Source organism: Pseudomonas sp. Wu6 (assembly GCF_019891515.1).
Lineage (GTDB): Bacteria > Pseudomonadota > Gammaproteobacteria > Pseudomonadales > Pseudomonadaceae > Aquipseudomonas > Aquipseudomonas orientalis_A.
Genome location: NZ_JAFLXH010000023.1, coordinates 18,482 through 45,416, shown reverse-complemented (window position 1 = coordinate 45,416; position 26,935 = coordinate 18,482). Strand labels below are relative to the sequence as shown.

Here is a 26,935-nt window from a genome sequence, read left to right as displayed (position 1 = left end):
AGTTATTCCTCAATTTCATTCAGGTTGCGACCCGCCAGGGCGGCTTTTACCGTCTGGTCCATACGGCGGGCGGCAAAGGCATCGGTTACTTGTGACAGGCGCTTGGTCTGCTGCTCGATGGCGTAACCATCGTTGCCTTTCATCAGTTCGGCCAGCTCCTGCATCTGCAGGTCGATGACCATGCGCTCCTCGGCATCCAGCAAGCGCTCGCCATCGGCATCCAGAGCGCCCTGCACCGCTTCGAGCAGGCGCTGGGCATCGACTTGCTGCTCACGCAGCACGCGGGCGACCTTGTCATCGCCGGCATATTGGAACGAGTCCTTGAGCATCTTGGCGATTTCACCGTCAGTCAGGCCGTAGGACGGCTTGACCTGGATACTGGCCTCGACGCCCGAGCCCAGTTCACGGGCCGCCACGCTGAGCAGGCCGTCGGCGTCGACCTGGAAGGTCACGCGAATCTTCGCCGCGCCCGCCACCATCGCCGGGATACCACGCAACTCAAAGCGCGCCAGGGAGCGGCAGTCGCTGATCAGCTCGCGCTCGCCTTGCAGCACATGAATCATCATGGCCGTCTGGCCATCTTTGTAGGTGGTGAAGTCCTGGGCGCGGGCGACGGGAATGGTGGTGTTGCGCGGAATCACTTTCTCCATCAGGCCGCCCATGGTTTCCAGGCCCAGGGACAACGGAATCACATCGAGCAGCAGCAGTTCGCCACCATCACGCTTGTTGCCGGCCAGGGTATCGGCCTGGATCGCAGCCCCGATGGCCACCACTTGATCCGGGTCGATTTCAGTCAACGGCTGGCGACCAAAGGCTTCGGCAACGGCCTCGCGAACCCGTGGAACACGGGTGGAACCGCCTACCATGACCACCGCTCCGACCTCTTCGAACTCGATACCGGAATCACGCACCGCGCGGCGGCAGGCCTTGAGGCTGCGGGCAACCATCGGTTCGATCAACGCATCGAAGGCTTCGCGGGTCAGCTGGGCCGACCAGCTACCGTAGGAAACTTCAACGGAAGCAGCGTCCGTCAGCGCTTCCTTGGCAGCGCAGGCGGCTTGCAGCAGGTTGCGCTGAGCGCCTGGGTCCAGGTCGGCAGACAAGCCGGCACTGCTGATGATCCAGCCCGCGATGGCATGGTCGAAGTCATCGCCACCCAGGGCGCTGTCGCCACCGGTGGCCAGCACTTCGAACACGCCGCCGGTCAGTCGCAGGATCGAAATATCAAAGGTGCCGCCGCCCAGATCATAAATGGCGACCAGGCCTTCGGCGTGCTGGTCCAGGCCGTAAGCCACGGCGGCAGCGGTCGGTTCATTGAGCAAACGCAGCACGTTCAGGCCGGCGAGCTTCGCCGCATCCTTGGTGGCTTGGCGTTGCGCGTCGTCGAAATACGCCGGAACCGTGATCACCGCACCAACCAGCTCGCCGCCCAGGGTGGTTTCCGCACGCTGGCGCAGCACCTTGAGGATATCGGCCGACACTTCCACCGGGCTTTTCGGGCCCTGGACGGTGTCGATGAACGGCATATGGGATTCACCGCCGACAAAGCGGTACGGCAGCTGGTCGCCCAATTGCTTGACGTCGGACAGACCACGACCCATCAAGCGCTTGACCGACAGCACGGTATTAAGGGGGTCGGAGGACGCTGCCAGCTTGGCCGACTCGCCGACTTCGATACGATCGGCGTGATAGCGCACGGCGGACGGCAGGATGACCTGGCCATCGGCATCGGGCAACGGCTCGGACAGGCCGCTGCGCACCGCAGCAACCAGGGAATTGGTGGTGCCCAGGTCAATCCCGACCGCCAGGCGACGCTGGTGCGGTTGAGGGCTTTGACCGGGTTCGGCGATTTGCAGTAGAGCCATGGTAATCAGGTCTTATCTGTCTATCAGGCGTGCATCACGGGCAGCACACTGGGTTAATCGTCGAGGCGCTCTTCTAGCTGGCGCACTTCGTAGGTGAGCTTGTCGAGAAACTGCATGCGCCGCATCAGGCGTTCGGCCTGTTCGCGTTGCGCAGCATCATCCCAACAGGCTGCGAAGCTTTCGTTGAGCTCATCCTGGGCCGCCTTCAGACGACGCTTGAAGACCGCGACGCCAGCCACATCGGCTTCGTCCTGCAGGTCTTCGAGTTCTTCGCGCCATTGCATCTGCTGCATCAGGAAGTCCGGGTCATGCACGGTGACTTCCATCGGCAACTCGCCGCCCTTCATCGCCAGTAAATAACGGGCGCGTTTCGGGGGGCTTTTGAGCGTCTGATAGGCTTCGTTGAGGCTGGCCGATTGCTCCAGCGCCAGGCGTTGCTCACGCTCGGAAGCGTCAGCGAAGCGGTCCGGATGCACGCCACGCGCCAATTCTCGATAGCGCGTGGCAAGCTGCTCAAGGTCCAGCCGAAAGCTCGGCTGCAGCTCGAATAAAGCGAAATGACAAGGAGTACCCACAAGAAGCCTCAGATGTTGAAGCTTTCGCCGCAGCCACATTCACCGCGTACGTTGGGGTTGTTGAACTTGAAGCCTTCGTTCAACCCTTCCTTGACGAAATCGAGCTCGGTGCCGTCCAGGTAGGTCAGGCTTTTGGGGTCGATGATCACTTTCTCGCCGTGACTTTCGAACACCTGGTCTTCCGCAACCACCTCGTCGACAAACTCCAGCACGTAGGCAAGGCCGGAACAGCCCGTGGTGCGAACACCCAGACGAATCCCCTCACCTTTACCGCGCCCATTCAGGGAGCGGCGAATGTGCTGCGCAGCCGCTTCTGTCATGCTGATAGCCATCGTTGACTCCTTACTCGTCGCCAAATACTTAGATCAAGCCTTTCTTCTGCTTGTAGTCGCGAACGGCCGCCTTGATGGCGTCCTCGGCGAGTACCGAGCAGTGAATTTTCACCGGCGGCAGGGCCAGTTCTTCGGCCAGCTGGGTGTTGCTGATGGTGACAGCCTCATCCAGGGTCTTGCCTTTCATCCATTCGGTCGCCAGGGAGCTGGAGGCGATGGCCGAACCGCAGCCGTAGGTCTTGAACTTGGCGTCTTCGATAACGCCAGCGTCGTTGACCTTGATCTGCAGGCGCATCACATCGCCGCACGCCGGAGCGCCGACCATGCCAGTGCCGACATCAGGATCTTCCGCGTTCATCTTGCCGACGTTGCGCGGGTTTTCGTAGTGGTCGATGACCTTTTCGCTGTAAGCCATGGTACTGAATCCTCACTCATCAGGGCCGCTCTGGAACCCTGTAGAAACGCCTGCGTTTTCCGCCACGTTGCTACAGAGCTGGGGTGGCGGCTTCTATATTTAGTGTGCCGCCCACTCGATCTTGGAAATGTCGACACCGTCTTTGTACATGTCCCACAGCGGCGACAGAACGCGCAGCTTGTTGACGGCTTCGCAGACTTTCTGCGCGGCGTAGTCGACTTGCTCTTCAGTGGTGAAGCGGCCGAAGGTAAAGCGGATCGAGCTGTGTGCCAGTTCGTCGTTGCGGCCCAGGGCGCGCAGTACGTACGAAGGCTCAAGGGACGCCGAGGTGCAGGCCGAACCGGACGAAACCGCCAGGTCCTTGAGCGCCATGATCAGCGACTCGCCTTCGACGTAGTTGAAGCTCAAATTCAGGTTGTGCGGTACACGGGCGGTCATGCTGCCATTGATGTACAGCTCTTCAAGGTTCTCGACCTGCTTGTAGAAGCGGTCACTCAAGGCCTTGATGCGCACGTTTTCGGCAGCCATGTCTTCCTTGGCTACGCGAAAGGCTTCGCCCATGCCGACGATCTGGTGAGTCGCCAGGGTGCCCGAACGCATGCCGCGCTCGTGACCGCCGCCGTGCATGGTGGCTTCGATACGTACGCGCGGCTTGCGGCTTACGTACAGGGCACCGATGCCTTTGGGGCCGTAGGTCTTGTGGGCGGAGAACGACATCAGGTCGACTTTCAGCTTGGACAGGTCGATCTCGACCTTGCCGGTGGACTGAGCGGCGTCGACGTGCAGCAGGATGCCCTTGGAACGGGTCAGCTCGCCAATCGCTTCGATGTCGTTGATGGTGCCGATTTCGTTGTTCACGTGGATCACGGAAACCAGGATGGTGTCGTCACGCAGCGCGGCTTCGATCATGGCCGGGGTGACGATACCGTCGGTGGTGGGCTCGAGGTAGGTGACCTCAAAACCTTCACGCTCCAGTTGGCGCATGGTGTCCAGGACAGCCTTGTGCTCAATCTTGGTGGTGATCAGGTGCCTGCCCTTGGTCGCGTAGAAATGCGCCGCGCCCTTGATCGCCAGGTTGTCGGACTCGGTGGCACCGGAGGTCCAGACGATTTCGCGCGGGTCGGCGCCAACCAGGTCGGCGACCTGGCGACGAGCGTTCTCGACCGCCTCCTCGGCTTTCCAGCCGAATACGTGAGAACGGGAGGCCGGGTTGCCGAAGTTTCCGTCAACCAGCAGGCATTCGCTCATCTTTTGCGCGACACGCGGATCAACCGGGGTGGTCGCTGAGTAATCAAGGTAAATCGGCAATTTCATGGACTTTCTCCTAAATCAGGCTGGCTGGCGCGCCGTTAGCTCTGCGGCTGTCACTCGACGGCGGACGCTTCGATCTTGTCCAGACGCGGCGCCTTGGTGTTGCAACGGCGCTGGTCCTGACGCTGGGCTACTTCTTGCACCTCACGGCGAGTCACAAGATCAGCCAAGCTGATACCACTCAAAAACTCATGGATCTGCAGGCTCAAGTCACACCACAAGTGGTGCGTCAGGCAGGTGTCACCGGCATGGCAATCACCCAGCCCCTGGCATTTGGTCGCATCGACGGATTCGTTGACCGCGTCGATCACCTGGGCTACCTGGATGCCCTGCATATCGCGGGACAATTGATAGCCGCCACCTGGGCCTCGCACGCTGGAAACCAGATTGCTGCGGCGCAATTTGGCGAACAGTTGCTCGAGGTAGGACAGGGAAATGCCTTGGCGCTCGGAGATATCGGCCAGGGACACCGGCCCAGTTTGCGCGTGCAAAGCCAGGTCGAGCATGGCAGTCACCGCGTATCGGCCTTTTGTAGTCAGTCTCATGGACAAGTACCAAGGTGTTTCAGAATGGGAGCAAGTATGCGATTCCCGAGTATTTAAGTCAACTATAAGACCTAGTACTTTAGTCAGGATTACCCGTAAAAAGGGCGCGCGAATCATAGCAGGCTGGGGTGGGGACGAACAGCGTCACCGGATAACCTGCGATGCCAGACACAATGAAGATCAAATGTGGGAGGGGGCTTGCCCCCGATAGAGGTGGGTCAGTTGCCAAATAGGCCGGCTGATCCACTGCAATCGGGGGCAAGCCCCCTCCCACAGGGGATCTCTGGTGATTTCGAGATCTCAGCTTGCCTTGGTGGCGGTTTCGTCCTTGATCTCGGCGAAATCTTCTTCGCGCAGCTCAGGCAGATCTTTCGCACAGTAAGGGCTGCCCAGGTCCTTCAGGGCGCCACACATGCCCTCCAGCTTGCCATCCACCGCTTGCAGGTGGTCGAGCAACTGGCCAATGGCACGCGCCACCGGGTCTGGCATGTCTTCGCTGACGCCATAGGCATCAAAGCCAATCTTCTCGGCCATGGCCTTGCGCTTGGCCTCCTGTTCGTCGCCGACTTCCGGCTTGACGATGATCCGGCCCGGAATACCCACCACCGTCGCACCGGGCGGCACGGCCTTGGTGACCACGGCATTGGAGCCCACCTTGGCACCCGCGCCGACCGTGAACGGGCCAAGCACCTTGGCACCCGCGCCCACCACCACACCGTCGCCCAGCGTCGGGTGGCGCTTGCCTTTATTCCAGGTGGTCCCGCCCAGGGTGACACCCTGATAGAGCGTCACGTCATCGCCAATCTCGGCGGTCTCGCCAATCACGATGCCCATGCCATGGTCGATGAAGAAGCGACGGCCGACCTTGGCGCCGGGGTGAATTTCGATCCCGGTCAGCCAGCGCCCGAAGTTCGACACCAGCCGCGCCAGCCATTTCCAACCCATGCCCCACAGGGCGCCGGACAGGCGGTGAAGCCAGATCGCGTGCATGCCGGGGTAGCAGGTCAGCACTTCAAAGGCGTTGCGCGCCGCCGGGTCACGGTGGAAAACACTCTGGATATCTTCTCGCAAACGCTCGAACATCTTTAATCCTTCCGCTTAAGGAGCTCGCCACGGGCCGCTTTCTGGGTTTCCGTGAGGATGCCACGCAATATATTCATTTCCGCCCGACTGACCGAGCTGCGCCCGTAAAGGCGGCGCAGGCGCGCCATCAAGTGCCGTGGTTTTTCAGGATCAAGGAACTCGATGGCCACCAGGGTTTGCTCCAGGTGCTCATAGAATCGCTCCAGCTCGTCCATCGTGGCCAGCTCGCCACTTTTGGTCGACGCCACTTCGTCCTTCTCCATCTTGCTCGGCTGGCCCTCAGCCGCCAACCAGGCCATGCGCACTTCGTACGTCAGCACCTGCACCGCCGCACCCAGGTTCAGCGAACTGAACTCAGGGTCTGATGGAATGTGCACGTGGTAATGACATCGCTGCAGCTCTTCATTGGTCAGGCCGGAGTCTTCACGGCCAAACACCAGGGCGATTTCTGCGCCACCGGCCGCCTCTTCCACCACTTTGGTACCGCACTCACGCGGGTCCAGCAATGGCCAGGGAATGCGGCGGTCACGGGCGCTGGTGCCGAGCACCAGGTTGCAGCCGACCAAGGCGCCTTCCAGGGTGGCGACAACCTGGGCGTTTCCCAGGATGTCGTTGGCGCCGGATGCGCGGGCATCGGCCTCATGGTGCGGAAACACACGTGGCTCGACCAGCACCAGCCGCGTCAGCCCCATGTTCTTCATGGCTCGCGCCACCCCACCGATGTTGCCGGGATGACTGGTATTGACCAAAACGACACGGATGTTTTGCAGCAAGGGAGGCGCTCTCGGACACGGGAAAGGGGAGCAAATCTTACAGAAGCGCTTAGGGTTATGCCACGAAAGCTAACGTCGCCCTTCACCTGAAGAAAGTTTCTGCTAAACTGCCCGGCTTTCTTTAACAACCTTAGGTGACCTATCCATGCAGCCCATGCTGAATATCGCGCTGCGCGCCGCCCGCAGCGCCAGTGAATTGATCTTCCGCTCCATCGAGCGCCTGGATACCATCAAGGTCGACGAAAAAGACGCCAAGGATTATGTGTCCGAGGTGGATCGCGCCGCCGAACAGAAAATCATCGACGCCCTGCGCAAGGCCTACCCGACCCACGGCATCCTCGGTGAAGAAACCGGCCTGCACAAAGGCAGCGGCGAAGGCGAAGACTACCTGTGGATCATCGACCCACTGGATGGCACCACCAACTTCCTGCGTGGCATCCCGCACTTTGCCGTAAGCATTGCGTGCAAATACCGCGGCCGCCTGGAACACGCCGTGGTGCTGGACCCGGTTCGCCAGGAAGAATTCACCGCCAGCCGTGGCCGTGGCGCCCAGCTCAATGGTCGCCGCCTGCGTGTCAGCGGCCGCACCAGCCTGGACGGCGCCCTGCTGGGCACCGGCTTCCCGTTCCGTGACGACCAGATGGACAACCTGGAAAACTACCTGGGCATGTTCCGCGCCCTGGTCGGCCAGACTGCCGGCATCCGTCGCGCTGGCGCAGCGAGCCTGGACCTGGCCTACGTGGCCGCCGGTCGTTTTGATGCGTTCTGGGAGTCGGGCCTGTCCGAGTGGGACATGGCTGCGGGCGCCCTGCTGATTCAAGAAGCGGGCGGCCTGGTGAGCGACTTCACCGGCGGTCACGACTTTCTGGAGAAAGGCCACGTGGTTGCCGGCAACACCAAATGCTTCAAGGCAGTGCTGACGGCGATCCAGCCGCACCTGCCGGCTTCGCTGAAGCGCTAAGCGAGCGCGCACAAAAAAGCACCCCGAGGGGTGCTTTTTTTATGCCTGGGATTTGAGCCAGGCCCATCCATCAGCAGCAATACAGATCAAATGTGGGAGGGGGCTTGCCCCCGATTGCAGAGTGTCAGTCAACCAAGCATCAACTGACCCACCGCTATCGGGGGCAAGCCCCCTCCCACATGTTGAATTGCACAGTTTTTTGAATCTGTGCCTGGCCCTGGATTACTGCTGGTTCTGACCCAGAATCAGACGCCCTTCCTTGTCCACCGGAATCTGGCCGCCTGGATCACGCTCCATACGCACAGTACCTTCCTTGCCATCCAGGTTGTAACGCACGTCATAGCCCACAACCTTGTCGCTGATGTCATTCACGGTGTTACAGCGAGTCTGGGTAGTGGTGTAGGTATCGCGGTTCTGCATACCTTCCTGAACCTTGTTACCCGCGTAACCGCCACCGACCGCACCGGCGACCGTTGCCAGCTTCTTGCCGTTACCACCACCAATCTGGTTGCCGAGCAGGCCGCCTGCCAGGGCGCCTACGACGGTACCGGCGATTTGATGCTGATCCTGCACCGGACGCTGCCGGGTCACGGTGACATCCTTGCAGACCTCACGCGGGGTTTTAATCTGGGTTTTTACCGGCTGTACCGCCAGCACTTGCGCATACTCAGGGCCGCTTTTTACCAGGCTGTAGGTGGCAACAGCGCCCCCGGCAGTCACACCGACAGCACCCAATACCGCACCAACCAGCAACGACTTGTTCACGTTGAACCTCCTGACCATCACAAGCGGACCGAAAGATCCGCGCTATACCCAGCCTTGGAGCAAAAAAAAAGGCACGAGTTCAATCTCGTGCCTTTCTTTGTACCGCCGATCAACAAACGCCCATCAAGGACGGTCGTCGACCTCCTTGCCAGTGCTGGCCGGAGGGATCAGGTCTTCGCTGTTGAGGTTCAGCCAGATCAGTACCACGTTGGCGATGTAGATCGACGAATAGGTACCGGCCAGAACACCGATGAACAGTGCCAGGGAGAAGCCCCACAGGTTGTCGCCACCGAAGATCATCAGTGCCGCGATCGCCAGCAAGGTGGAGATCGACGTCGCCATGGTCCGCAGCAGGGTCTGGGTGGTGGAGATGTTGATGTTCTCGATCAACGTGGCCTTGCGCAGTACACGGAAGTTCTCGCGAACCCGGTCGAATACCACGATGGTGTCGTTGAGCGAGTAACCAATGATCGCCAGCACGGCGGCCAATACGGTCAGGTCGAAGGTGATCTGGAAGTACGCCAGGATACCCACGGTCACGATCACGTCGTGGATCAGCGACACGATGGCGCCGACCCCGAACTTCCACTGAAAGCGGAAGGCCAGGTAGATCATGATGCCGACCAGCGCCATCAGCATGCCGAGGCCGCCCTGATCGCGCAGTTCTTCACCCACCTGCGGGCCGACGAACTCTACGCGCTTGACCGAGGCCGGGTTGTCGCCGCCGACCTTCTGCAAGGCCTCGGCAACCTGGTGACCCAGTTGCGGGTCTTCGCCAGGCATGCGCACCAGCAGGTCGGTAGTGGCGCCGAAGCTCTGCACCACCGCCTCGTGATAGCCGGCCTTGACCAGCTCATCGCGCACCAGGGTGACGTCGGCCGGCTTCTCGTAGGTCAGCTCGATGAGCGTACCGCCGGTAAAGTCCAGACCGTAGTTCAGGCCCTTATGGAACCAGCTGAACAACGCCAGAACGGTAAGGAGCACGGTGACGCCGAACGCAACGTTGCGAACGCCCATGAAGTTGATTGTACGTAACATGGCAGCCCCTTAAATCCACAACTTCTTGAAGTCACGCCCGCCAAAGATCAGGTTGACCATTGCGCGGGTCACCATGATGGCCGTGAACATCGAGGTAAAGATACCCAGGGACATGGTCACCGCAAAACCTTTGACGGGGCCGGTGCCCATGGCAAAGAGAATCCCGCCGACCAGCAGAGTGGTCAGGTTGGAGTCGAGAATCGCGGTAAATGCCCGGCCGAAGCCTTCGTTGATTGCACGTTGTACGGTCATGCCCGCCGCGATCTCTTCACGGATCCGCGAGAAGATCAGCACGTTGGCGTCCACCGCCATACCCATGGTGAGGACGATACCGGCGATACCCGGCAGGGTCAGCGTGGCGCCCAGCAGCGACATCAGCGCCAGCAGCATCACCATGTTGCCCGCCAGGGCCACGGTGGCAATGATGCCGAAGAAGCGGTAGATGGCGATGATGAACAGCGACACGAACAACATGCCCCACAGCGCCGCATCGACACCCTTGGTGATGTTGTCGGCACCCAGGCTCGGGCCGATGGTGCGTTCTTCAGCGAAGTACATCGGCGCCGCCAGGCCACCGGCACGCAGCAGCAGGGCCAGCTCGGAAGATTCGCCCTGGCCGTTCAGGCCAGTGATGCGGAATTGCGCACCCAGCGGCGACTGGATGGTCGCCAGGCTGATGATCTTCTTCTCTTCCTTGAAGGTCTGTACCGGCACGTCTTTCTCAACGCCGTTGACCATCTGCTTGGTATAGGTGGTAACCGGACGCTGCTCGATGAAGATTACCGCCATGCTGCGACCGACGTTGCTGCGCGTGGCGCGGCTCATCAGCTCGCCGCCGTGGCCATCCAGGCGGATGTTCACTTCAGGCGTGCCGTGCTCGCCGAAACCGGCCTTGGCATCGGTCACCTGGTCACCGGTGATGATCAAGCCACGCTCGATCAACGCTGGAGGACGGTTGCCTTCGCGGAACTCGAACTCTTCGGAAGTCGCGCGGGTAGCACCCGGCTCAGCCGCGAGGCGGAACTCCAGGTTGGCGGTTTTACCCAGGATACGCTTGGCTTCAGCGGTGTCCTGCACGCCCGGCAGTTCAACCACGATGCGGTTGGCGCCCTGGCGCTGCACGATCGGCTCAGCCACACCCAGCTCGTTGACGCGGTTACGCACCGTGGTCAAGTTCTGCTTGATGGAGTATTCGCGGATTTCCGCGATCTTGGCCGGGCTCATTGCCAGACGCAGCACCGCCTGACCATTGAGGTCGGCCGGTACGATGTCAAAGTCGTTGAAGTTCTTGCGGATCAGCGCACGGGCCTGTTCGCGGGAAGCTTCGTCAGCGAAGCCCAGCTGGATCGCACCGTTGAGCTGCGGCAGGCTGCGATAACGCAGTTTTTCTTTGCGCAGCAGGCTCTTCACATCGCCTTCATACACTTTCAGGCGTGCGTCGAGGGCTTTGTCCATGTCGACTTCCAGCAGGAAGTGCACACCACCGGACAAGTCCAGACCCAGCTTCATCGGGTGCGCGCCAATGCTGCGCAGCCATTGTGGCGTGGTCTGTGCCAGGTTGAGCGCGACAACATAGTCGTCACCCATGACCTTGCGTACGACATCCTTGGCCGGCAATTGGTCTTCTTGCTTGGTCAGGCGCAACAAGCCGCCTTTGGAACCAGCTGCCAAGGTTGCCGCTTTAACCTGGATGCCCGCGTCAGTCAGCGCTTTGCTCGCGCGTTCCAGATCAGCCTGATTGACCTGCAGCGAAGTGCTGGCGCCAGAGATCTGGATCGCCGGGTCATCAGGATAGAGATTGGGAGCGGAATAAATAAAACCGATCGCCAGCACCGCCAGGATCAGTACGTATTTCCACAGAGGGTATTTGTTCAGCATCACGCCGCCCGCTTATAACGCGGGGCGCCTTGCGCGCCCCGTCGATTGGTAAAGGTTGTTACTCAGATCGCTTTGAGCGTGCCTTTTGGCAGCGTGGCGGCGATGGCGCCCTTCTGGAACTTCATTTCTACGGTGTCGGAGACTTCCAGTACCACGAAAGCATCGGAAACCTTGGTGATCTTGCCGGCGATACCGCCAGTGGTCACGACTTCGTCGCCTTTCTGCAGGCTGCCGAGCAGGTTTTTCTGCTCTTTGGCGCGCTTGGCCTGTGGACGCCAGATCATCAGGTAGAAGATGACCAGGAAGCCGACCAGGAAAATCCACTCGAAACCACCGCCCATCGGGCCGGCAGCAGCAGGCGCGGCGGCGTCAGCCATGGCGTTAGAGATAAAAAAGCTCATTTAGCACTCCAGTTGCAAATAGTGAATCTTAGGGTCGGGAAACTCAGTCCAAGGGCGGCACAGGGAGCCCGCGCTTGGCATAGAAGGCATCGACGAAGGCGGCCAATGTACCCTGTTGAATAGCCTCGCGCAAACCAGCCATCAGGACTTGGTAGTGACGCAAATTGTGGATGGTATTCAACATGCTACCCAGCATTTCCCCGCACTTGTCCAGATGGTGCAGATAAGCACGGGAGAAGTTCTGGCAGGTGTAGCAATCGCAGGTCGGATCGAGCGGCGAATCATCATGGCGATGGAACGCGTTACGGATCTTCAGCACGCCTGTATCAATGAACAGATGCCCATTGCGGGCATTACGGGTTGGCATCACGCAATCGAACATGTCCACACCGCGGCGCACACCCTCTACGAGATCTTCCGGTTTGCCAACGCCCATAAGGTAACGAGGTTTTTCTGCGGGCATCAGGCCCGGCAGGTAATCGAGCACCTTGATCATCTCGTGCTTGGGCTCGCCCACCGACAGACCGCCGATAGCCAGGCCGTCGAAGCCGATCTTGTCGAGGCCTTCCAGCGAGCGCTTGCGCAGACTTTCATGCATGCCGCCCTGCACAATACCGAACAGCGCCGCGGTGTTGTCACCGTGGGCATTCTTCGAGCGCTGGGCCCAACGCAGCGACAACTCCATGGAGATGCGCGCCACGTCTTCGTCAGCCGGGTACGGCGTGCACTCGTCGAAAATCATCACGATGTCCGAGCCCAGGTCGCGCTGCACCTGCATCGACTCTTCCGGGCCCATGAACACTTTGGAGCCATCCACCGGCGAGGCGAAGGTCACGCCCTCCTCCTTGATCTTGCGCATGGCGCCCAGGCTGAACACCTGAAAACCACCGGAGTCGGTGAGGATCGGACCCTGCCACTTCATGAAGTCATGCAGGTCGCCGTGCTTCTTGATCACTTCCGTGCCCGGGCGCAGCCACAGGTGGAAAGTGTTGCCGAGGATGATCTCGGCGCCGGTGGCGACGATGTCACGGGGCAGCATGCCCTTGACGGTGCCGTAGGTGCCGACCGGCATGAACGCCGGGGTCTCCACGGTGCCGCGCGGGAAAGTCAGGCGACCACGACGGGCTTTGCCGTCGGTGGCCAGCAGTTCAAACGACATACGACTCATAAGTTGTCCTCAGGGCCGCGCGGCGCCGGGTTACGGGTGATGAACATCGCATCACCGTAGCTGAAAAAACGGTACTCGTTGGCGATGGCGGCTTGATAAGCGGCCATGGTTTCCGGGTAACCGGCAAAGGCCGACACCAGCATCAACAGCGTGGATTCCGGCAAATGAAAGTTGGTGACTAGGCAATCGACCACATGGAACGGCCGGCCCGGGAAAATAAAGATATCGGTGTCACCACTGAACGGCTTGAGCACACCATCGCGCGCCGCGCTCTCCAGCGAGCGCACGCTGGTGGTGCCCACCGCCACCACCCGCCCGCCGCGCGCCTTGCACGCGTTAACCGCGTCCACCACGTCCTGGCCGACTTCCAGCCATTCGCTGTGCATATGATGGTCTTCGATGTTCTCCACACGCACCGGCTGAAACGTCCCGGCCCCCACGTGCAGGGTCACATAGGCGCTTTCGACGCCCTTGGCGGCAATCGCATCCAGCAGCGGCTGGTCGAAATGCAGCCCGGCCGTCGGCGCCGCCACCGCACCGAGGCGCTGCGAGTACACCGTCTGATAGCGCTCGCGGTCCGCGTCTTCGTCGGGGCGGTCTATATAAGGAGGCAATGGCATATGGCCGACACGCTCCAGCAGCGGCAACACTTCCTCGGCGAACTTAAGCTCAAACAACGCATCATGCCGCGCCACCATCTCGGCCTCGCCGCCGCCATCAATCAAGATGCTCGACCCCGGTTTCGGCGACTTGCTGGAGCGCACATGGGCCAGCACGCGATGGCTGTCCAGCACCCTTTCCACCAGAATTTCCAGCTTGCCGCCGGACGCTTTCTGGCCAAACAGCCGCGCCGGAATCACCCGGGTATTGTTGAACACCATCAAATCGCCTGGGCGCAAATGCTCAAGCAAATCAGTGAATTGACGGTGTGCGAGGGCACCGCTCGGCCCGTCCAGGGTCAGCAGTCGACTGGCGCGACGCTCGGCCAAAGGGTGGCGAGCGATCAGCGAATCAGGGAGCTCAAAAGTAAAGTCAGCAACGCGCATGATGGGGTTCGTCTAGCAGGGCCGGGAAGTCTAGCGGAAATAGTCAAAATTGACCATGAAACGTGATTGACCAACGGTAATCACCTCTCTATACTTCGCCGCCATTGAGCCCTGATGGCGGAATTGGTAGACGCGGCGGATTCAAAATCCGTTTTCGAAAGGAGTGGGAGTTCGAGTCTCCCTCGGGGCACCATCTTAAAAAAAGACCTTGAAATTCAAGGTCTTTTTTTTCGTCTGTAGAAAAGTGGGCGACAGCTGATTCATTGCTTGCCGCCCATTACCAACCTGAAACACGATCCAAATGTGGGAGCTGGCTTGCCTGCGACTGCGTCAGCCCCAACACCCTCAAACCACCTGCCTACACACCAACCGAATCCCCCTCCTCCGTCACCCCATTCGGCAACATCCCATTCGCCAAATCATCCACCACCGCCTTCGCCATCTCGCCCAAATAATGTGCTGCCCAGGCATAGCGATCTGCGCTGTTATCCATGGCCGCATCCAATGCCAGCATTTTTGAACAATGGAGGAGCTCGGAGGCATGCTCGAGGGCATCGCGGATGGGTACGCCGGCATTGACGCGGAATAGACGGTGGAGGTTGGGCTGTTTGCCGCAGGTGGAGAAGGTGATGACGCCTAGGGTTTTGTTGAGCGGTGGGTTGATCATTGGGCACCTCCCAGGTGGGTGGAGATGCAGGATAAGGAATTGCGAGGATATGACCTATCAGAAACGCTCATGAGTTTTAGCTCCTAATGTCGAGAAGCTGCCACATTCGTTATCAGGCGAAAGGGTGGCAGCTGTGCGCAGGCTGATAAACCGGGACAATAGGAACCCGGCAGGCCCGAAGGCCTCCCGCGCACAGCCGCCATAACACGGATGTGCGGACGCAAAAAAAAGCGCCGGCATGGTGCTGGAGACGCTTGAGCGCCTATTGTTCCACGGGTTATCAGACCCGGTCACTGAATTTGCAGTGACGGTGGGAAGGTAGCTCAGAAACGCGCGGATCTAAAAGCTGGGATCTGTGGCGAAAAGTTTCCGATAGTCAGGCTGAGGTTATCAATTCAAGCAGAATTGTGATCAGCCCTCTACTAAGCCTTAACCGGCAAGTGATGCTCCGACAGACCGCTGATGCATCTACAGTGACAGAAGCAAGCTCTGGTATTGGCAGAGCGATATCGTTAGCGCTTGCGGCAGAAGGGGCGACGTCGGTTTGCTATGACTTACGCCCGGATGCAAACCCTAGTATAAAACCGGGGTCAAACCACCGTTATTTCAAACGTGATCTGCCCCTCATTCCACTAGACCTTTCAGCCACAGTAGCAGGTTCTAGCCTCCACCCCCGGCCGCAGCTTTCTTGGCAGCTTTTTTAGCGTCGATGATCGCCTTAGTCTGCCCCACAATTTCATTGAATACCGCCGAAGCCGACGCAACCGAGGACGGGTCGCTCGATGAATCAAAGCCGCAGCCAGGATGGGCCGTCATCTTACCTTTTTCGGGGAGTTTCAGTGTCTGCACATAGTTCGGGTCAGCAACAACAACTGCCCACCTCAGAGTTTCATCGCCCTCTTTGAGCACAACCGTCGCTTTGCGACAGGCCGAGTAGATCAGCACATCGCTCTTCGTCTTATCGTTCGCAAGAAACTTCGTGGTTTCGATAGCGTCGCGGGCCACTGGCTCAATAAAGACATCACCGGCTATACCGCCAGCAAAGATCAGCGGTATTTTTATTACTTCGTTACGCTTCTCTGCTCTCGCCGTCAGCTCTGGCTCAAGATCAATCGCGTCAGGCAACGCAGTTGTGGTATCTACAACCTCCCCGGTGAAAGCAAGCAGTCCAACAAGACCAACACCCGCAGCCCCCACGTTCTCGATCAGTTTGACTAAGTTGTCTTCTGTGTTAATCGTAACTGCTTGAATTTGATCCGTATCCGGCCTTTTGGTGATACCCAGATGAGTGGTTCTCCAAAACCAGTAGTCTGTGGACTCGATCGCGTATCGATGAGCTGATGAGGCTGTGGGTACTGAGGTCAAAACCAGCTTTCCCGCTGGCGCGGCGGTAGCGGTTTTGTCGCCTTTGTCACTGTTAACCGCACCAGTCCCTGCTACAACATTTACGCTTTCTCCCTTTGCTGGCTCCGTACGGTCGAGACGGATCGCAGAGGACTGGAGTTCGAACTTCGTATACCCCTCCCTGTCTTCATTAAATGACTTGTGGTAAGTAATTGCGCTACAACCCGCTAGAGCGCCCATTAACATGACGTTTATGGATAGCTTGAGTATCTGCATCGAGATGATCCTTCTTGATTCGTGTTGAGCCTCATCTCTTAATGACTGCGTACTACTTGGCCCGCTCTACCGAGGCTGGACGTGTTTGGCACTAGTACCATCACACAGGCTAGCCAAGCGCTACCGTCTTTCCAGTCATTCTGGGTAAGTATTTTTGAGGCCAAGTCCAGAAGTGAATCGTCACGGTGCTCCTGGAGGTTCATTGGGCTCATATTCGGATCACGCATTACGTTGAACACAGCACCAGAACCTGACTCCAAACCCGACCGAAGGCACCTCCAGGTTTTTTTATAGATGGCTGTGCTGCGGGCATAAATGACATCATGCCCGCTCTATTCTCGCAGCGTATTGGCCATCTTTTGGCCGAGGGAGCTTTCAAGTACATGGTTTCGTTTGACCTCCCTGCCGGCGGCGGAGATATGGGGCGCCTCATACGCGAAACGGATTGGTCTGCAACCCCTCTGGGGGCCAGAGAATCTTGGCCTATGGCGCTCAAAAGCTCACTCAGTCTGATGCTGAACTCACCCGAGAGCATGTACCTCGTGTGGGGAGACGCGTTACAACTGTTCTTCAATGACGCTTACCTCATCAATCTCCCATGCGCGCCAGAAGTTGCCTTGGGCGCGCCGATTCATTTGATTTGGGGCCAGGCATGGGAGCAAGTACGCACCATTGCGCAAAGCGCGCTCCAGGGGCAGGCAAGCCGCTTTGAAAACCATCCGATTACACTTGTTCGAGAGGGGGTGACCGAGCTGACTTTCTGGTCATTCTCGTTTTCGCCACTGCATGGGGATACTGGAAAGCCTGAGGGAATGTTCTGCCTTGTCCACGAAACCACGACGCAGGTGCACGGAGCGCTGAAACTGGAGGAGAACGAGGCATTCACCGACCGTGTTCTCGCGAGCATAAACGACTGCATCAAGGTACTGGATCTGGACGCCCGCCTGACGTTCATGAGCGAGTTGGGTAAAGAGATCATGGAAGTCAGCGATTTCAACGAAATACGCGGCTGCCCGTGGCCTGACTTCTGGCAGGATCAGGGAAACGTGGATGCCAAGGCTGCCGTGCAATCTGCTCGCGAAGGTAAGAGTGCCAGCTTTATGGGATCTGCTTTCACCATGGGTGGGACGCTGAAATGGTGGCACGTTCAAGTCAGTCCTATTTTTGGCTCGGATGGGAAACCTGAAAAAATCCTTAGTGTCTCTCGCGACATGACAGCCCTGCGTGATGCCCAAAATGCATTGGCCAAACTCAACGAGTCGTTGGAGCAGCAAGTTGTCGAGAAAACCCGGGACCGAGATCGCATTTGGCGGCTTTCCGCAGACCTCATGCTGGTCGCTCATTTCGATGGGAAAATCTCGGCGGTCAACCCTGCGTGGAGTAAAACGTTGGGATGGCCTGAAGAACATCTCATAAATAGCCAGTTTCTTGACTTCGTTCACCCTGATGACTTGGAGCGGACGATTGATGCGATGACCGATCTGAAGCGAGGGGAGCATTTCCCTACTTTCAAGAATCGCTACCGGCATTCGGATAACTCATATCGCACCATCTCCTGGACGGCGGTGCCGGATAAAGACTTTATCCACGCTGTTGGCCGGGATACTCAAGCGGAGGAAGATGCCAACGAGGCATTGAAGCTTTCAGAGGAGGCGCTGCGGCAATCGCAAAAGCTGGAAGCTATTGGGCAGCTCACGGGTGGTGTCGCCCACGATTTCAATAATCTACTGACGGTTATCAAGTCCTGTACAGATCTTCTCAGCAGCCCAGTCCTATCAGAGGATCGCCGCGATAAATACATCAAAGCGATTTCAAGTACGGTAGAGCGCGCGGCGCGGTTGACGAGCCAGTTGTTGGCATTTGCACGACGACAAAAGCTGCAACCGGAAATCTTTAACGCTGGCGAGAGTGTTGTGCGAATAGGCGAAATGATGGACACGCTCACTGGGTCACGGATCAGTGTGACCATCGATATCTGTGATGAGCCGTGTTTTATCAATGCCGATGTAAGCCAGTTCGAGACCGCGCTGGTAAACATGCTCGTTAACGCTCGGGACGCAATGGGCGGTGTCGGGGAGCTTTCAATCAACGTTAATACGAATACATCGCTCCCCGCAGTACGCTCACACCCCGAGCGTCCTGGAAATTTCGTAACTGTTTCTATATCTGATACCGGCACAGGAATTTCTGCAGACAAATTAGAGCGCATCTTTGAGCCGTTCTATACAACCAAAGGTGTTGGGCAGGGCACCGGGCTCGGCCTATCTCAAGTTTTCGGGTTTGCAAAGCAATCAGGCGGAGAGGTCCTGGTCAGTAGCTGTGAGGGTGTTGGCAGCACGTTTACTCTATATCTGCCACGGGTCGAGGCATTCGTGCAAAAGACCATTGATGCCGCACCTGCAGTTACGGAGTGCGGCGAGGGATATGCAGTGCTGGTTGTAGAGGATAATGAAGATATCGGGACTTTCACTTCTGACACCCTGCAGCAGCTGGGTTATACCGTCCACTGGGTATCTGGCGGGCAGGAAGCGCTTATCGCGCTCTCACCTAATCCGGAAAATTTTCATGTCGTCTTCTCAGATATCACGATGCCCGGCATGAGCGGGATCGAGTTGTTCGAACGTATCGAAGTACTTTATCCATGGTTGCCCGTGGTCCTCACCACAGGCTACAGCTCCGAGTTCGCCAAAATTGAAGCGGGTGGTCAGCGGTTTGAGCTATTGCAGAAACCTTACTCAATCGAATCGCTTTCCAGTTTGCTTGCCAACGTGGTGAAGCGCAGAGCTTCACTGCGATCATAATAAATTTCGATTGCGTCCAACGGTCTTTGGACAAAGTGAAACAGGAAAATCATGGCATTCACCGCTACCTGTATTGTTTCCCTATTTTTTTGGGCTGTTGTTTCAGCAGTTACGGGGACTAAAGAGCCATGGGACCTGGCTAATTATTGGACCCTCATCTATCCCGCTGCGCTTGCTCTGTCGGTGATTCTTGGAGCCCTGCTGAAAAACGCCCAGTGGTCCGCAGGCGCCGTCGTAATGCTTGCTCAGATCCCGGTGATGTTGGTTACCTCTGGTGTTTCCCCGTTGCTGGGCGTCGGCATTCTGTATGCGGCTTTTCTTGCGATTCCGGCGATAGCGCTATCGTGGCTCGCCGGCAGGGTGCGGCAGGCTTACACGCCATAAAGCCCTGATCGTTCCCACGCTCTGCGTGGGAACGATCACAAATCGCCCAGCGTAGTGCTGCAAGATCGTACAAGCTCTCCCACCCTCCCCCTCGCTAACCTGACGACTCTCCACCACCACGAGTACCCGTCATGGTCCAGACACGTCCTATAAACCTCGCCCAAAAAGCCTCACTGATCGAGCAACAATGGAGCCCACGGGTCGTCGCCGAAATGAACGACTACCAGTTCAAGGTAGTGCGCATCGAAGGCGAATTCATCTGGCACGCCCATCCCGAAACCGACGAGGCATTCCTGGTACTGGAAGGCACGCTGCGTATCGACCTTGCCGACGGCCCGGTCTATGTGGTGCCAGGCGAACTGTATGTGGTCCCTCGCGGCGTAGAGCACCGCACGGCCGCCGAAGGCGAAGCCAAGCTGATGATGATCGAGCCACGTGGCATCTTGAACACCGGTCACGAAGGTGGGGACCGGACCGCCTTGAATGATCAGTGGATCTAGGGCTGCCTTTGGATCATACGAATCAATAAAGCTGACGGGCGCGTTATCGTTGAGGTTTTTCGCGAGCACGCTCGCTCCTACAGGGGGGCAAGTTCCGTCAAGCAAATTAGCGACATCAACAAAGGCGCGAACTCGGTGACTGGCTTATCGATTTCAGCGCCCTCTCCAACCAACCAAACCCCACATGTTCCTGTTCCAACCTGACCCCACTCCCCAGCCTGTTGTCGCGCAACTCATCGAACAACCCACGCTCTTCTGGCGTAAGAAAGGGCAAATCGTGAGCCACCTGCCGGCTCTCCTGCCCCCACAACTCCTTGTGGGCCTCCAGGGTTTGGCGGTCCATCAATAACGATTCGACATGCCCAAACTTGCGCCGCAGTTGATCAAGAATGGCAAAGCCGTGGGTATCAATATCACCCCAGTAATACATCGTGCAGCGCGACAACCACTCGGCACGTCCCAGGGTTTCCCAGCCATAGCCTTTACCAAAGATCACGATGGCCTCTGGCACAGGCGGAAAGGCGAGGAAATTGGTTTCGTTTTCGGTCACGAATACTCGCGTTACGGCGATGTGCAGCCGGGAAAAGCTCGCGGCGTCGAGGGTGATGTCCGGCAAGTCAGCCCCGGGCAGCAGGGCCAAGCCAGAGTCGAGCACACGAAAGCGAAGTACGGCGGTTTTTTCAAGGAAGCCGTAGCGAGCGCAAAACTGCGAGGCGCCTTTGTACTGTGTCGCGATAGCCTGCTCCGGCAGCACTCGATCAAACAATTCGCTCAAGACGGCTCGGTGGCCTTCGATGAATTTGGTATGGATGCCCGGAATGTCGACCTGTCGCAGGTAGATTCCGGGATATGGGTGTTGCTTCATCCACGCCACGACCTCCAAAAGCGCCGGCCAATGCGGCGCGAGTTCTACGGCCTGCAAAGGCCGAACGCCCAGCCAGCCGACAAGCGAGGGTTGCCGCTGAAGGGTCAGCTCAAGCATGCCGCGCAAGGCTTGCAGCTCAATCTGTTTGCCGATCAGCTTAATGGCATCTTCGGCCGAGTCCAGCCACACCGCCGCCGGTAACCGCTGCAAACCGATAACCCGATGGTTGATGTCCCGCCATTGAATGCGAATACCATCGACAGCACTGAGCTGTGCGACCCACTTGCGGACATCTTCGAAGTGTTCACTTAACTGAGTCGTATCCGGCGTTTTCAGCGCAAGTCGGCGTGGCTCCCAGGGCGGCCCTGCAACCAGCGCGCGCAGTAAGTCCCCGCGCAACCAAAGACGCAGCATCTGTTGCTTGAGGTCCTGCACCGTAGTCCAGTTCATCATGACAAATCGCCTCGGTGCTCCCGGTACTCCTCAATCGACAAATTACGCAACCGGGAGGCCTTGCCGCCCTCGTTTTGCACAAAGCCCACGCTGGAAACAAAAGGCTCGATGATGTGGATTTTCTGCAAGGGGGTGACGATCAGCAATTGCAGGTTGAGCTGTTCAAATAACCTCAGGCCGTACTCGGCCGATTCGTCGGAGCCGCGGCCGAAGGCTTCATCGATCACCACAAAACGGAACGAGCGCGAACGCACGGCGCCCCATTCCAGACCGAACTGATAAGCCAGGCTGGCCGCCAGAATGGTGTAGGCCAGTTTTTCTTTCTGCCCACCCGACTTGCCGCCCGAGTCGGAATAATGCTCGTGCTCGCGATCACCCTCGCGCCAGCGCTCGCTGGCGGCGAACAGAAACCAATTACGCACGTCGGTCACTTTGGCGGTCCAGCGTCGATCCTGTTCAGTCAGCCCTTCGCGCCCGCGAAAGCGATCAATGATGGTTTTGACTTGCAGGAACTTGCTCTCCGAATACTGGGCGTCTTCGGAGCCGGTCAAGGCGCCTTCGGTGCAGGCGCGCAATTGCATCTGGAAGTCGCGAATGTCGGCATCCGGGCTCAGTTGCGACTCCAGCACGATATAGCGGCCGGGGTTGTAGTCGATCTGCCCCAGGGATTGATTGATCAGGTCAATACGCTCCTTGATGGTCTCCCGCTCCCGCGCCAGTTGCCCGTTGAAGTTGGCGATCTCATTGATGGTGTTGACGTTGAGCAGTTCCTTGAAGCGTTGCTCAAAACGCGGCAGGTCGTCACGGATGAGCTGATCCAACAGGTTGCTGTACTCGTCGACGGCGTTAAGGTCGGCATCGAACTCGTTGGTTTCCAGCTTGTAGGCTTCCTTGAACGCCGCCATCGCACGGATGATTTTGTCGCGCAGACGCTCCAGTGCTTTGGCTTCGGCGTCCATTTTGCCTTGCAGGGCTTCACGCACTTCGCGTTCGGCGCTATCGCAGGATTCAACGGTCAACAGCCGCTCGCCCAGCACCTGGGCACGCAGGGCCTCCAGGTGGAGCCGCGTGGCGTCTGCGATCGTGATGATCAAGTTGAAGGTTTCGACGCGAAGCGCGGTGGCGACTTCGTGCTTGGCCTGCACGCTCCCCAATTCCTTGTCGAGCCTGGAGATTTCTTCTTCCGTCTGCCCCAGCGTGTCTTGCATGGTTTTCAGTTGGGCGGTCAGTTGCAGCAAGGTGTCACTGGCCGCTTCCAGCGTGGCTTTTTCATCCTGCAAGCGCGCCACGAGGGTTGCACACTCCGCCCAGTCAATGTCCCGATAGTCAGTGAATTCATTGAGCGCCGCCAACGATTCAAGCTGCTGACGCAACTGGCTGCGCCGTTTTTCGGCATTGGCGATCTGTGCGCCGATATCGGCCAATTGCCCTTGCAGCCGTTCTTTTATCGCCTCAAGCGCAACGATTTTTTCCGCGTTGCTCCAGCCAAGCACATACCGACTGCGGTCATCCAGCCGATGTCGATCATCCTTTTCATGCCGCTCACCAGCGCCCTTGATCTGCCCCGACAACGACAGGGCACGCACCTCTCGACGAAATTGTTCCGGTGTGTCGCAGCAGGCGTAATTGAAACGATGGCTCAGTTCGCGCAGCAGCCAGGCGTAAAACGCCGAGTCGGGTTTAACACTGAGTTTTGTCACCAGCGACTGTGGATGCAGATCCGGCGCATCGGACTGCCGACCGGACCGTACGCGGAAATACACCAGGCGACCCGCCAAGTGGGTTTTATCCACCCAGGCGGCGACCTGGTTGTACTGTTCATCCGGCACCAACAGCGCCAGGCCGAAATTGTGCAGCACGCGCTCAATGGCGCCCTCCCACGGGCGATGGTCTTCGCGCACCTGCAACAGTTCGCCGACGAAGGGCATGACGTCTTCCGCCAACCCCAACGCCAGGCACATGGCCGTGCGCAACTTGATCTGCGCATCGGGGATATTGCTGCGCCGCGCCTTGAGACTGGTGATTTCACTCTCCAGTGCCGCGTGCTCAAGCCGGCCCTGGCGCAACGAGACGCCCCATTCGGTGATCTGGTTTTGCAGGTCGGCTTCCTGGGTGCCCGACTGTTCTCGACGGGTTTGCAACTGTTGTCCAAGACGGGTGAACGCCGCTTCATCGTCAATCGGTGACTCGCCCACAGCGGCAAGTAATTGCCCGTGGCGCTGCGCTCGCTGTTGGCGGCGTTCGCGCTCGGTATCGTACTTGCGTATGTCTATCGCCAACTGCTCGAGACGATCACCGCCCTGCTCGGCCACCGCCCGCTTGATGGATTCCACGTCCTGGCGCTGACGATCACGCTGCTCGATCTGACGCTCCTTTTGCGCGCCGAGCCGCTGTTGATCCTGAGCCAGCAGTTGCAGGCGTCGATCCAACAGCGTCAGCTTGAGTTCGGAAAACCAGGGCTTGAGCGCCTCCCGACAATCACGCAAGCCGTCCTGCTCTGCGCACAGGCCCTGGTACTTGTCGCAATCGGCCACCAGCGGCTCCAGCAACACGCGCTGCTGCTTAGCCTTGAGCACGGCCTCATGGGCACGGCTCAGATCATCGAAGTGGGCGATCAGCGCAGCGATGCGCGCGGCAACATCAAAGGGTTCAAGCATGTGGCTGCGCACAAAATCGGTGAGGTTACCCACCGACTTCATCGAGACGGTTTGATGAAAAAGCTCCAGGGCCTGCTCGTTATCAATGCCAAGGCGGCGCCGGAACCACGCACCGTATTTGGGGAAACTGTCCTGAATATCCGCCCCGCTGTTACGCAGGCGCTTGCGCAGTTGCGGGATGTCCGAGCCAAAGTCGGCAAAGTCCGCGGTGATGCACAGGTCGCGCTCAGCGCCGACGTAAAAGCGCTCGGGCTGGCTTTGCCCGTCTCTCATCCAGAACACCTGGGCCAGGGTGACCGTCTGATCGTAACCGGCGTTATGAAACACCCCCAGAATCACCGAGTAGCTGTTGTGGTCACGCAGGGCGACGGGTTTGGCGGCACCGGTGACGTCACTGCGCTCGGATTTGTAATGACCCAGGACATAGGAGCGCAGGCTGCGCTCTTTGTTTTCTGCGCCGGCGGCCTTGTTATAGGCAATCCGTTGAGTGGGTACCAGCAGGGTGGTCAACGCATCCACAAGCGTCGACTTGCCTGAGCCGATATCGCCTGTCAGCAGGCTGTTTCTGCCCTCGGGCAACAGCGTCCACACGCGTTGATCGAAGGTGCCCCAGTTGAAGACTTCCAGGCGTTTGAGGCGAAAGCCTGAAAGGCTGTCATCGCCGATAAAGTCCAGCTCGGGTAGCAATAAGTCACTCATGGAACCACCTCCGGTTCGCTGTGTGGCGCGGCAGGGCTCTCGCCGCACAGATGGGCACGGTACTCACTCAGGCGGGTGTCGAATTCAGACAGCCACTGAGCATCCACGAACGCCTTCAGAATGCGCCGTACTTCATAACTGAGGGGGCCGCTGCTGCTCTTGAGACGCCGCAAAAAACCCAGGTCGACGACCTTGCCGATATGCGTGTCAATCTGATCGACCAGCCGCGCTTCGTTGCTGCTGTCGGGCAGAAACACGCGAATCAGTTCGACGATGTCATCGCGGGTCAGCACCAGCCGTGTTTCACCGCCACTGGCATCGAATTCCGCGAGTTTTTTACGCAGCAAGGCCAGCAGCAGGCTGACCGGAAATGACAACGGCCGGCGCGCAATCAGGCGCGGTACGCGAACCGTCGATTCATCGTCTGCAGGTTCGGTTCGGCTCCTCAAAAAGGCGTAGCCTTCGGCCTCATCCAGCATCAGCTCCAAACCCAACACGGTCACGTAGTCGCGCACCCGCGTCTGCAAGTTGAGCAATACGCTCCACAAGCGCTCGTCGGCTTCGTGATACATCACCCCTTTAAGCAGCACAACCAGCAGCGTCGACAAATCCGCCGCGCCACTGTCCATGACCTCACCCGATGCGGGTTGCTCTTCGCTCATCCTTGCCTCACAAAAATAACGCGCGCCAACCGTGCGTGCTTCTGAACCGAATGGCCATCACGATCCGTCGCGACCCACGCAATCGGCTCGTCCTGAGTGTCGTCGACAACGGTGGTAAAGGTTTCACTGCCCAAATGAAGATACGCCACCAATTCGGCCAACCCCTGCTGCAAGGGCCGCAACCGAGTCAGCTCATGCAAGGTAACTTGCGAGCGTAGCTGCAAGGTTTGCTGAATATGAGCGGCCAACCGAACCAGATCGACCGTCTGGTCGTTATACAATGCGCTGATATCGATATGTTCGTCGCCGACTTGCACCGCGATACCGGCAAAGTCGGGCTTTACGCTCAAGGTGTGCAGCGGGCGTTCCATGGGCAATTCAATACTGGCGGCCACGTCGGCCATGTCCATGAACGCCCCTGCCGGCGCTTGCTCACGCAGGCCCAGCGCCTTGGCTTCAACCCCGTGCAAAATATCCATGATGCGGCGGTTTTCCAGCCAGACCTGATCGTCCAGAAAGCGCCGTAATTGCTGGGACAGTTGCGCGACCATGCGCTGGGTGTGCTCGCCGGCCTCAAGCCAGTCGTAATGCACCCGCCGGGTACGAATATCCGGCTTGAGTTCCATCACCGGTGCCAGGGCCAGCACACGGTCAAGCATCCGCGTCAATTCCTCTTGACGACTGCTCGACATCAAAAAGCCCCAAAACGCCCTGAAACTACGGCCCTGGTCCGAATCGGAAATAGCGTCGCGCTCGCCCATGATCTGTTCGAGCAACGCGCCTTTGGCACCTTCCCACAAGGCAATCCGCTCCCGCACACGGCGGTCGAGCAGACGAAAGTTATGCTCGACCTCGCGAAAGTCAGCCAGCAACTCCCGTGATAACTGCGTGAATTGCTGAAAGCGATCTTTGAGCGCCGTATCGTCAAGCAGCGGCACGTCACCGCGCAGAATTTGTGCGATTTCCGCATCCAGCTCATCACGGCGCTTACGTAAATCGGCAACGCGCTTGGCCGGGTCGGTTTCACTGCCTTCACTCATTTGCTTGAGCAGCTCGAACAGCGTCAGTAAGCGCGACTCGGTACCGACGAATCCTCGCTCGGCGAGGGTGGCCAACCAGGCGATGGCTTTCTCGGTGGACGGGGTCAGGTCGAATTGCGGTTCATCATCGTCTTGACGATAGAACTTGCGCAGCCAACCTTTTTCCGGACTGGCCCATTCATTGAGGTACTGCAAAGCAGACTTGGGGAAAACATCGTCATCCAGCTGCCGGCGCAAGACATAGAGCTCGTCTTCCAGCGACTCGGCCAGATCGGCAGCAGGAACAGTCCGAACGTTGGTCGCGACAAAAGCACGATGTAAAAAACTCGCAACCAGCGGCCCATGGTCCGAACGCAAGAGGCGCCAGGCCGGATGGTGCGTGCGCAAGCTTTCAAGGGTGGCGTAATCCATCACTCACCAATTTGCAGGGT

24 protein-coding genes and 1 tRNA gene are annotated in these 26,935 nt (G+C 58.6%); 5 read left to right on the top strand and 20 right to left on the bottom strand.

Annotated features, from left to right (window positions below; genetic code table 11):
* Window positions 1–2 precede the first annotated feature (2 nt).
* The 8 genes from hscA to trmJ form a co-directional block, all read right to left on the bottom strand.
* Window positions 3–1,865, bottom strand: coding sequence for a Fe-S protein assembly chaperone HscA (gene hscA / locus J1G34_RS16990; protein WP_122483717.1), 1,863 nt, complete (start codon window positions 1,863–1,865; stop codon window positions 3–5).
* A 53-nt stretch (window positions 1,866–1,918) separates the two neighbouring features.
* Window positions 1,919–2,440, bottom strand: coding sequence for a co-chaperone HscB (hscB, locus tag J1G34_RS16985; protein ID WP_065892372.1), 522 nt, complete (start codon window positions 2,438–2,440; stop codon window positions 1,919–1,921).
* Between the two features lie 8 nt (window positions 2,441–2,448).
* Complete coding sequence (gene iscA, locus J1G34_RS16980) at window positions 2,449–2,772, bottom strand: iron-sulfur cluster assembly protein IscA (protein ID WP_003175963.1); 324 nt, start codon at window positions 2,770–2,772, stop codon at window positions 2,449–2,451.
* 28 nt (window positions 2,773–2,800) lie between these two features.
* Window positions 2,801–3,187, bottom strand: coding sequence for a Fe-S cluster assembly scaffold IscU (iscU, locus tag J1G34_RS16975; protein WP_003175965.1), 387 nt, complete (start codon window positions 3,185–3,187; stop codon window positions 2,801–2,803).
* A 99-nt stretch (window positions 3,188–3,286) separates the two neighbouring features.
* The gene (locus tag J1G34_RS16970; RefSeq protein WP_222994385.1) at window positions 3,287–4,501 is read right to left on the bottom strand and encodes an IscS subfamily cysteine desulfurase; all 1,215 of its coding nucleotides are present in this window, start codon (window positions 4,499–4,501) and stop codon (window positions 3,287–3,289) included.
* A 50-nt stretch (window positions 4,502–4,551) separates the two neighbouring features.
* Window positions 4,552–5,043 carry a Fe-S cluster assembly transcriptional regulator IscR gene (iscR, locus tag J1G34_RS16965; protein WP_003194020.1) on the bottom strand — a complete coding sequence of 164 codons (492 nt, stop codon included), beginning with the start codon at window positions 5,041–5,043 and terminating at the stop codon, window positions 4,552–4,554.
* A 300-nt stretch (window positions 5,044–5,343) separates the two neighbouring features.
* The gene (gene cysE / locus J1G34_RS16960) at window positions 5,344–6,126 is read right to left on the bottom strand and encodes a serine O-acetyltransferase (protein WP_065892373.1); all 783 of its coding nucleotides are present in this window, start codon (window positions 6,124–6,126) and stop codon (window positions 5,344–5,346) included.
* Between the two features lie 2 nt (window positions 6,127–6,128).
* The gene (gene trmJ, locus J1G34_RS16955) at window positions 6,129–6,899 is read right to left on the bottom strand and encodes a tRNA (cytosine(32)/uridine(32)-2'-O)-methyltransferase TrmJ (protein ID WP_222994384.1); all 771 of its coding nucleotides are present in this window, start codon (window positions 6,897–6,899) and stop codon (window positions 6,129–6,131) included.
* Between the two features lie 145 nt (window positions 6,900–7,044).
* Here trmJ and suhB point away from each other — a divergent pair, with 145 nt between their 5' ends.
* A complete protein-coding gene (gene suhB, locus J1G34_RS16950) occupies window positions 7,045–7,860 on the top strand; it encodes a type III secretion system regulator SuhB (RefSeq protein ID WP_003175971.1) in 816 nt (271 codons plus the stop codon).
* A gap of 222 nt (window positions 7,861–8,082) precedes the next feature.
* Here suhB and J1G34_RS16945 read toward each other — a convergent pair whose 3' ends face one another.
* The 6 genes from J1G34_RS16945 to queA form a co-directional block, all read right to left on the bottom strand.
* The gene (locus J1G34_RS16945) at window positions 8,083–8,625 is read right to left on the bottom strand and encodes a glycine zipper 2TM domain-containing protein (RefSeq protein WP_005791197.1); all 543 of its coding nucleotides are present in this window, start codon (window positions 8,623–8,625) and stop codon (window positions 8,083–8,085) included.
* A 123-nt stretch (window positions 8,626–8,748) separates the two neighbouring features.
* Window positions 8,749–9,663 (bottom strand): protein translocase subunit SecF, encoded by a 915-nt coding sequence (gene secF, locus J1G34_RS16940; protein WP_065892375.1) that lies wholly within the window; start codon window positions 9,661–9,663, stop codon window positions 8,749–8,751.
* 9 nt (window positions 9,664–9,672) lie between these two features.
* Window positions 9,673–11,541 carry a protein translocase subunit SecD gene (gene secD / locus J1G34_RS16935; RefSeq protein ID WP_065892376.1) on the bottom strand — a complete coding sequence of 623 codons (1,869 nt, stop codon included), beginning with the start codon at window positions 11,539–11,541 and terminating at the stop codon, window positions 9,673–9,675.
* Between the two features lie 62 nt (window positions 11,542–11,603).
* Window positions 11,604–11,942 carry a preprotein translocase subunit YajC gene (gene yajC / locus J1G34_RS16930; protein ID WP_003175975.1) on the bottom strand — a complete coding sequence of 113 codons (339 nt, stop codon included), beginning with the start codon at window positions 11,940–11,942 and terminating at the stop codon, window positions 11,604–11,606.
* A gap of 43 nt (window positions 11,943–11,985) precedes the next feature.
* Window positions 11,986–13,101 (bottom strand): tRNA guanosine(34) transglycosylase Tgt, encoded by a 1,116-nt coding sequence (gene tgt, locus J1G34_RS16925; protein WP_162303237.1) that lies wholly within the window; start codon window positions 13,099–13,101, stop codon window positions 11,986–11,988.
* A 5-nt stretch (window positions 13,102–13,106) separates the two neighbouring features.
* Window positions 13,107–14,156, bottom strand: a complete 1,050-nt coding sequence (queA, locus tag J1G34_RS16920) for a tRNA preQ1(34) S-adenosylmethionine ribosyltransferase-isomerase QueA (protein WP_065892377.1) — start codon at window positions 14,154–14,156, stop codon at window positions 13,107–13,109.
* Between the two features lie 108 nt (window positions 14,157–14,264).
* Here queA and J1G34_RS16915 point away from each other — a divergent pair.
* A tRNA-Leu gene (locus tag J1G34_RS16915) sits at window positions 14,265–14,349 on the top strand.
* 165 nt (window positions 14,350–14,514) lie between these two features.
* On the opposite strand, the gene J1G34_RS16910 is transcribed toward J1G34_RS16915, so the two are convergent.
* Window positions 14,515–14,823, bottom strand: a complete 309-nt coding sequence (locus J1G34_RS16910) for a DUF3077 domain-containing protein (RefSeq protein WP_065898238.1) — start codon at window positions 14,821–14,823, stop codon at window positions 14,515–14,517.
* A 660-nt stretch (window positions 14,824–15,483) separates the two neighbouring features.
* The gene (locus tag J1G34_RS16905; RefSeq protein WP_065898239.1) at window positions 15,484–16,443 is read right to left on the bottom strand and encodes a hypothetical protein; all 960 of its coding nucleotides are present in this window, start codon (window positions 16,441–16,443) and stop codon (window positions 15,484–15,486) included.
* Window positions 16,444–16,862: 419 nt separating this feature from the next.
* On the opposite strand from J1G34_RS16905, the gene J1G34_RS16900 reads away from it, so the two are divergent.
* The 3 genes from J1G34_RS16900 (at window position 16,863) to J1G34_RS16890 (ending at window position 20,128) form a co-directional block, all read left to right on the top strand.
* Window positions 16,863–19,244: a PAS domain-containing protein gene (locus tag J1G34_RS16900; RefSeq protein ID WP_222994393.1), complete on the top strand. Its 2,382-nt coding sequence runs from the start codon at window positions 16,863–16,865 to the stop codon at window positions 19,242–19,244.
* A 51-nt stretch (window positions 19,245–19,295) separates the two neighbouring features.
* Window positions 19,296–19,628, top strand: a complete 333-nt coding sequence (locus J1G34_RS16895) for a hypothetical protein (RefSeq protein WP_222994383.1) — start codon at window positions 19,296–19,298, stop codon at window positions 19,626–19,628.
* A 131-nt stretch (window positions 19,629–19,759) separates the two neighbouring features.
* Window positions 19,760–20,128, top strand: coding sequence for a cupin domain-containing protein (locus J1G34_RS16890; protein ID WP_128876136.1), 369 nt, complete (start codon window positions 19,760–19,762; stop codon window positions 20,126–20,128).
* Window positions 20,129–20,243: 115 nt separating this feature from the next.
* Here the strand turns inward: J1G34_RS16890 and J1G34_RS16885 are convergent, their stop codons facing one another.
* The 4 genes from J1G34_RS16885 to J1G34_RS16870 are packed head-to-tail and all read right to left on the bottom strand — an operon-like array spanning window position 20,244 to window position 26,915.
* Window positions 20,244–21,446 (bottom strand): Wadjet anti-phage system protein JetD domain-containing protein, encoded by a 1,203-nt coding sequence (locus J1G34_RS16885; protein ID WP_240996956.1) that lies wholly within the window; start codon window positions 21,444–21,446, stop codon window positions 20,244–20,246.
* The gene (locus J1G34_RS16880) at window positions 21,443–24,802 is read right to left on the bottom strand and encodes an ATP-binding protein (RefSeq protein WP_222994382.1); all 3,360 of its coding nucleotides are present in this window, start codon (window positions 24,800–24,802) and stop codon (window positions 21,443–21,445) included. Before J1G34_RS16880 ends, J1G34_RS16885 begins: the two co-directional genes overlap by 4 nt.
* Complete coding sequence (locus J1G34_RS16875) at window positions 24,799–25,464, bottom strand: DUF4194 domain-containing protein (RefSeq protein WP_065892383.1); 666 nt, start codon at window positions 25,462–25,464, stop codon at window positions 24,799–24,801. The genes J1G34_RS16880 and J1G34_RS16875 overlap by 4 nt, the downstream gene beginning before the upstream one ends.
* Window positions 25,461–26,915, bottom strand: coding sequence for a DUF3375 domain-containing protein (locus J1G34_RS16870; RefSeq protein WP_065892384.1), 1,455 nt, complete (start codon window positions 26,913–26,915; stop codon window positions 25,461–25,463). The genes J1G34_RS16875 and J1G34_RS16870 overlap by 4 nt, the downstream gene beginning before the upstream one ends.
* Between the last annotated feature and the right edge of the window lie 20 nt (window positions 26,916–26,935).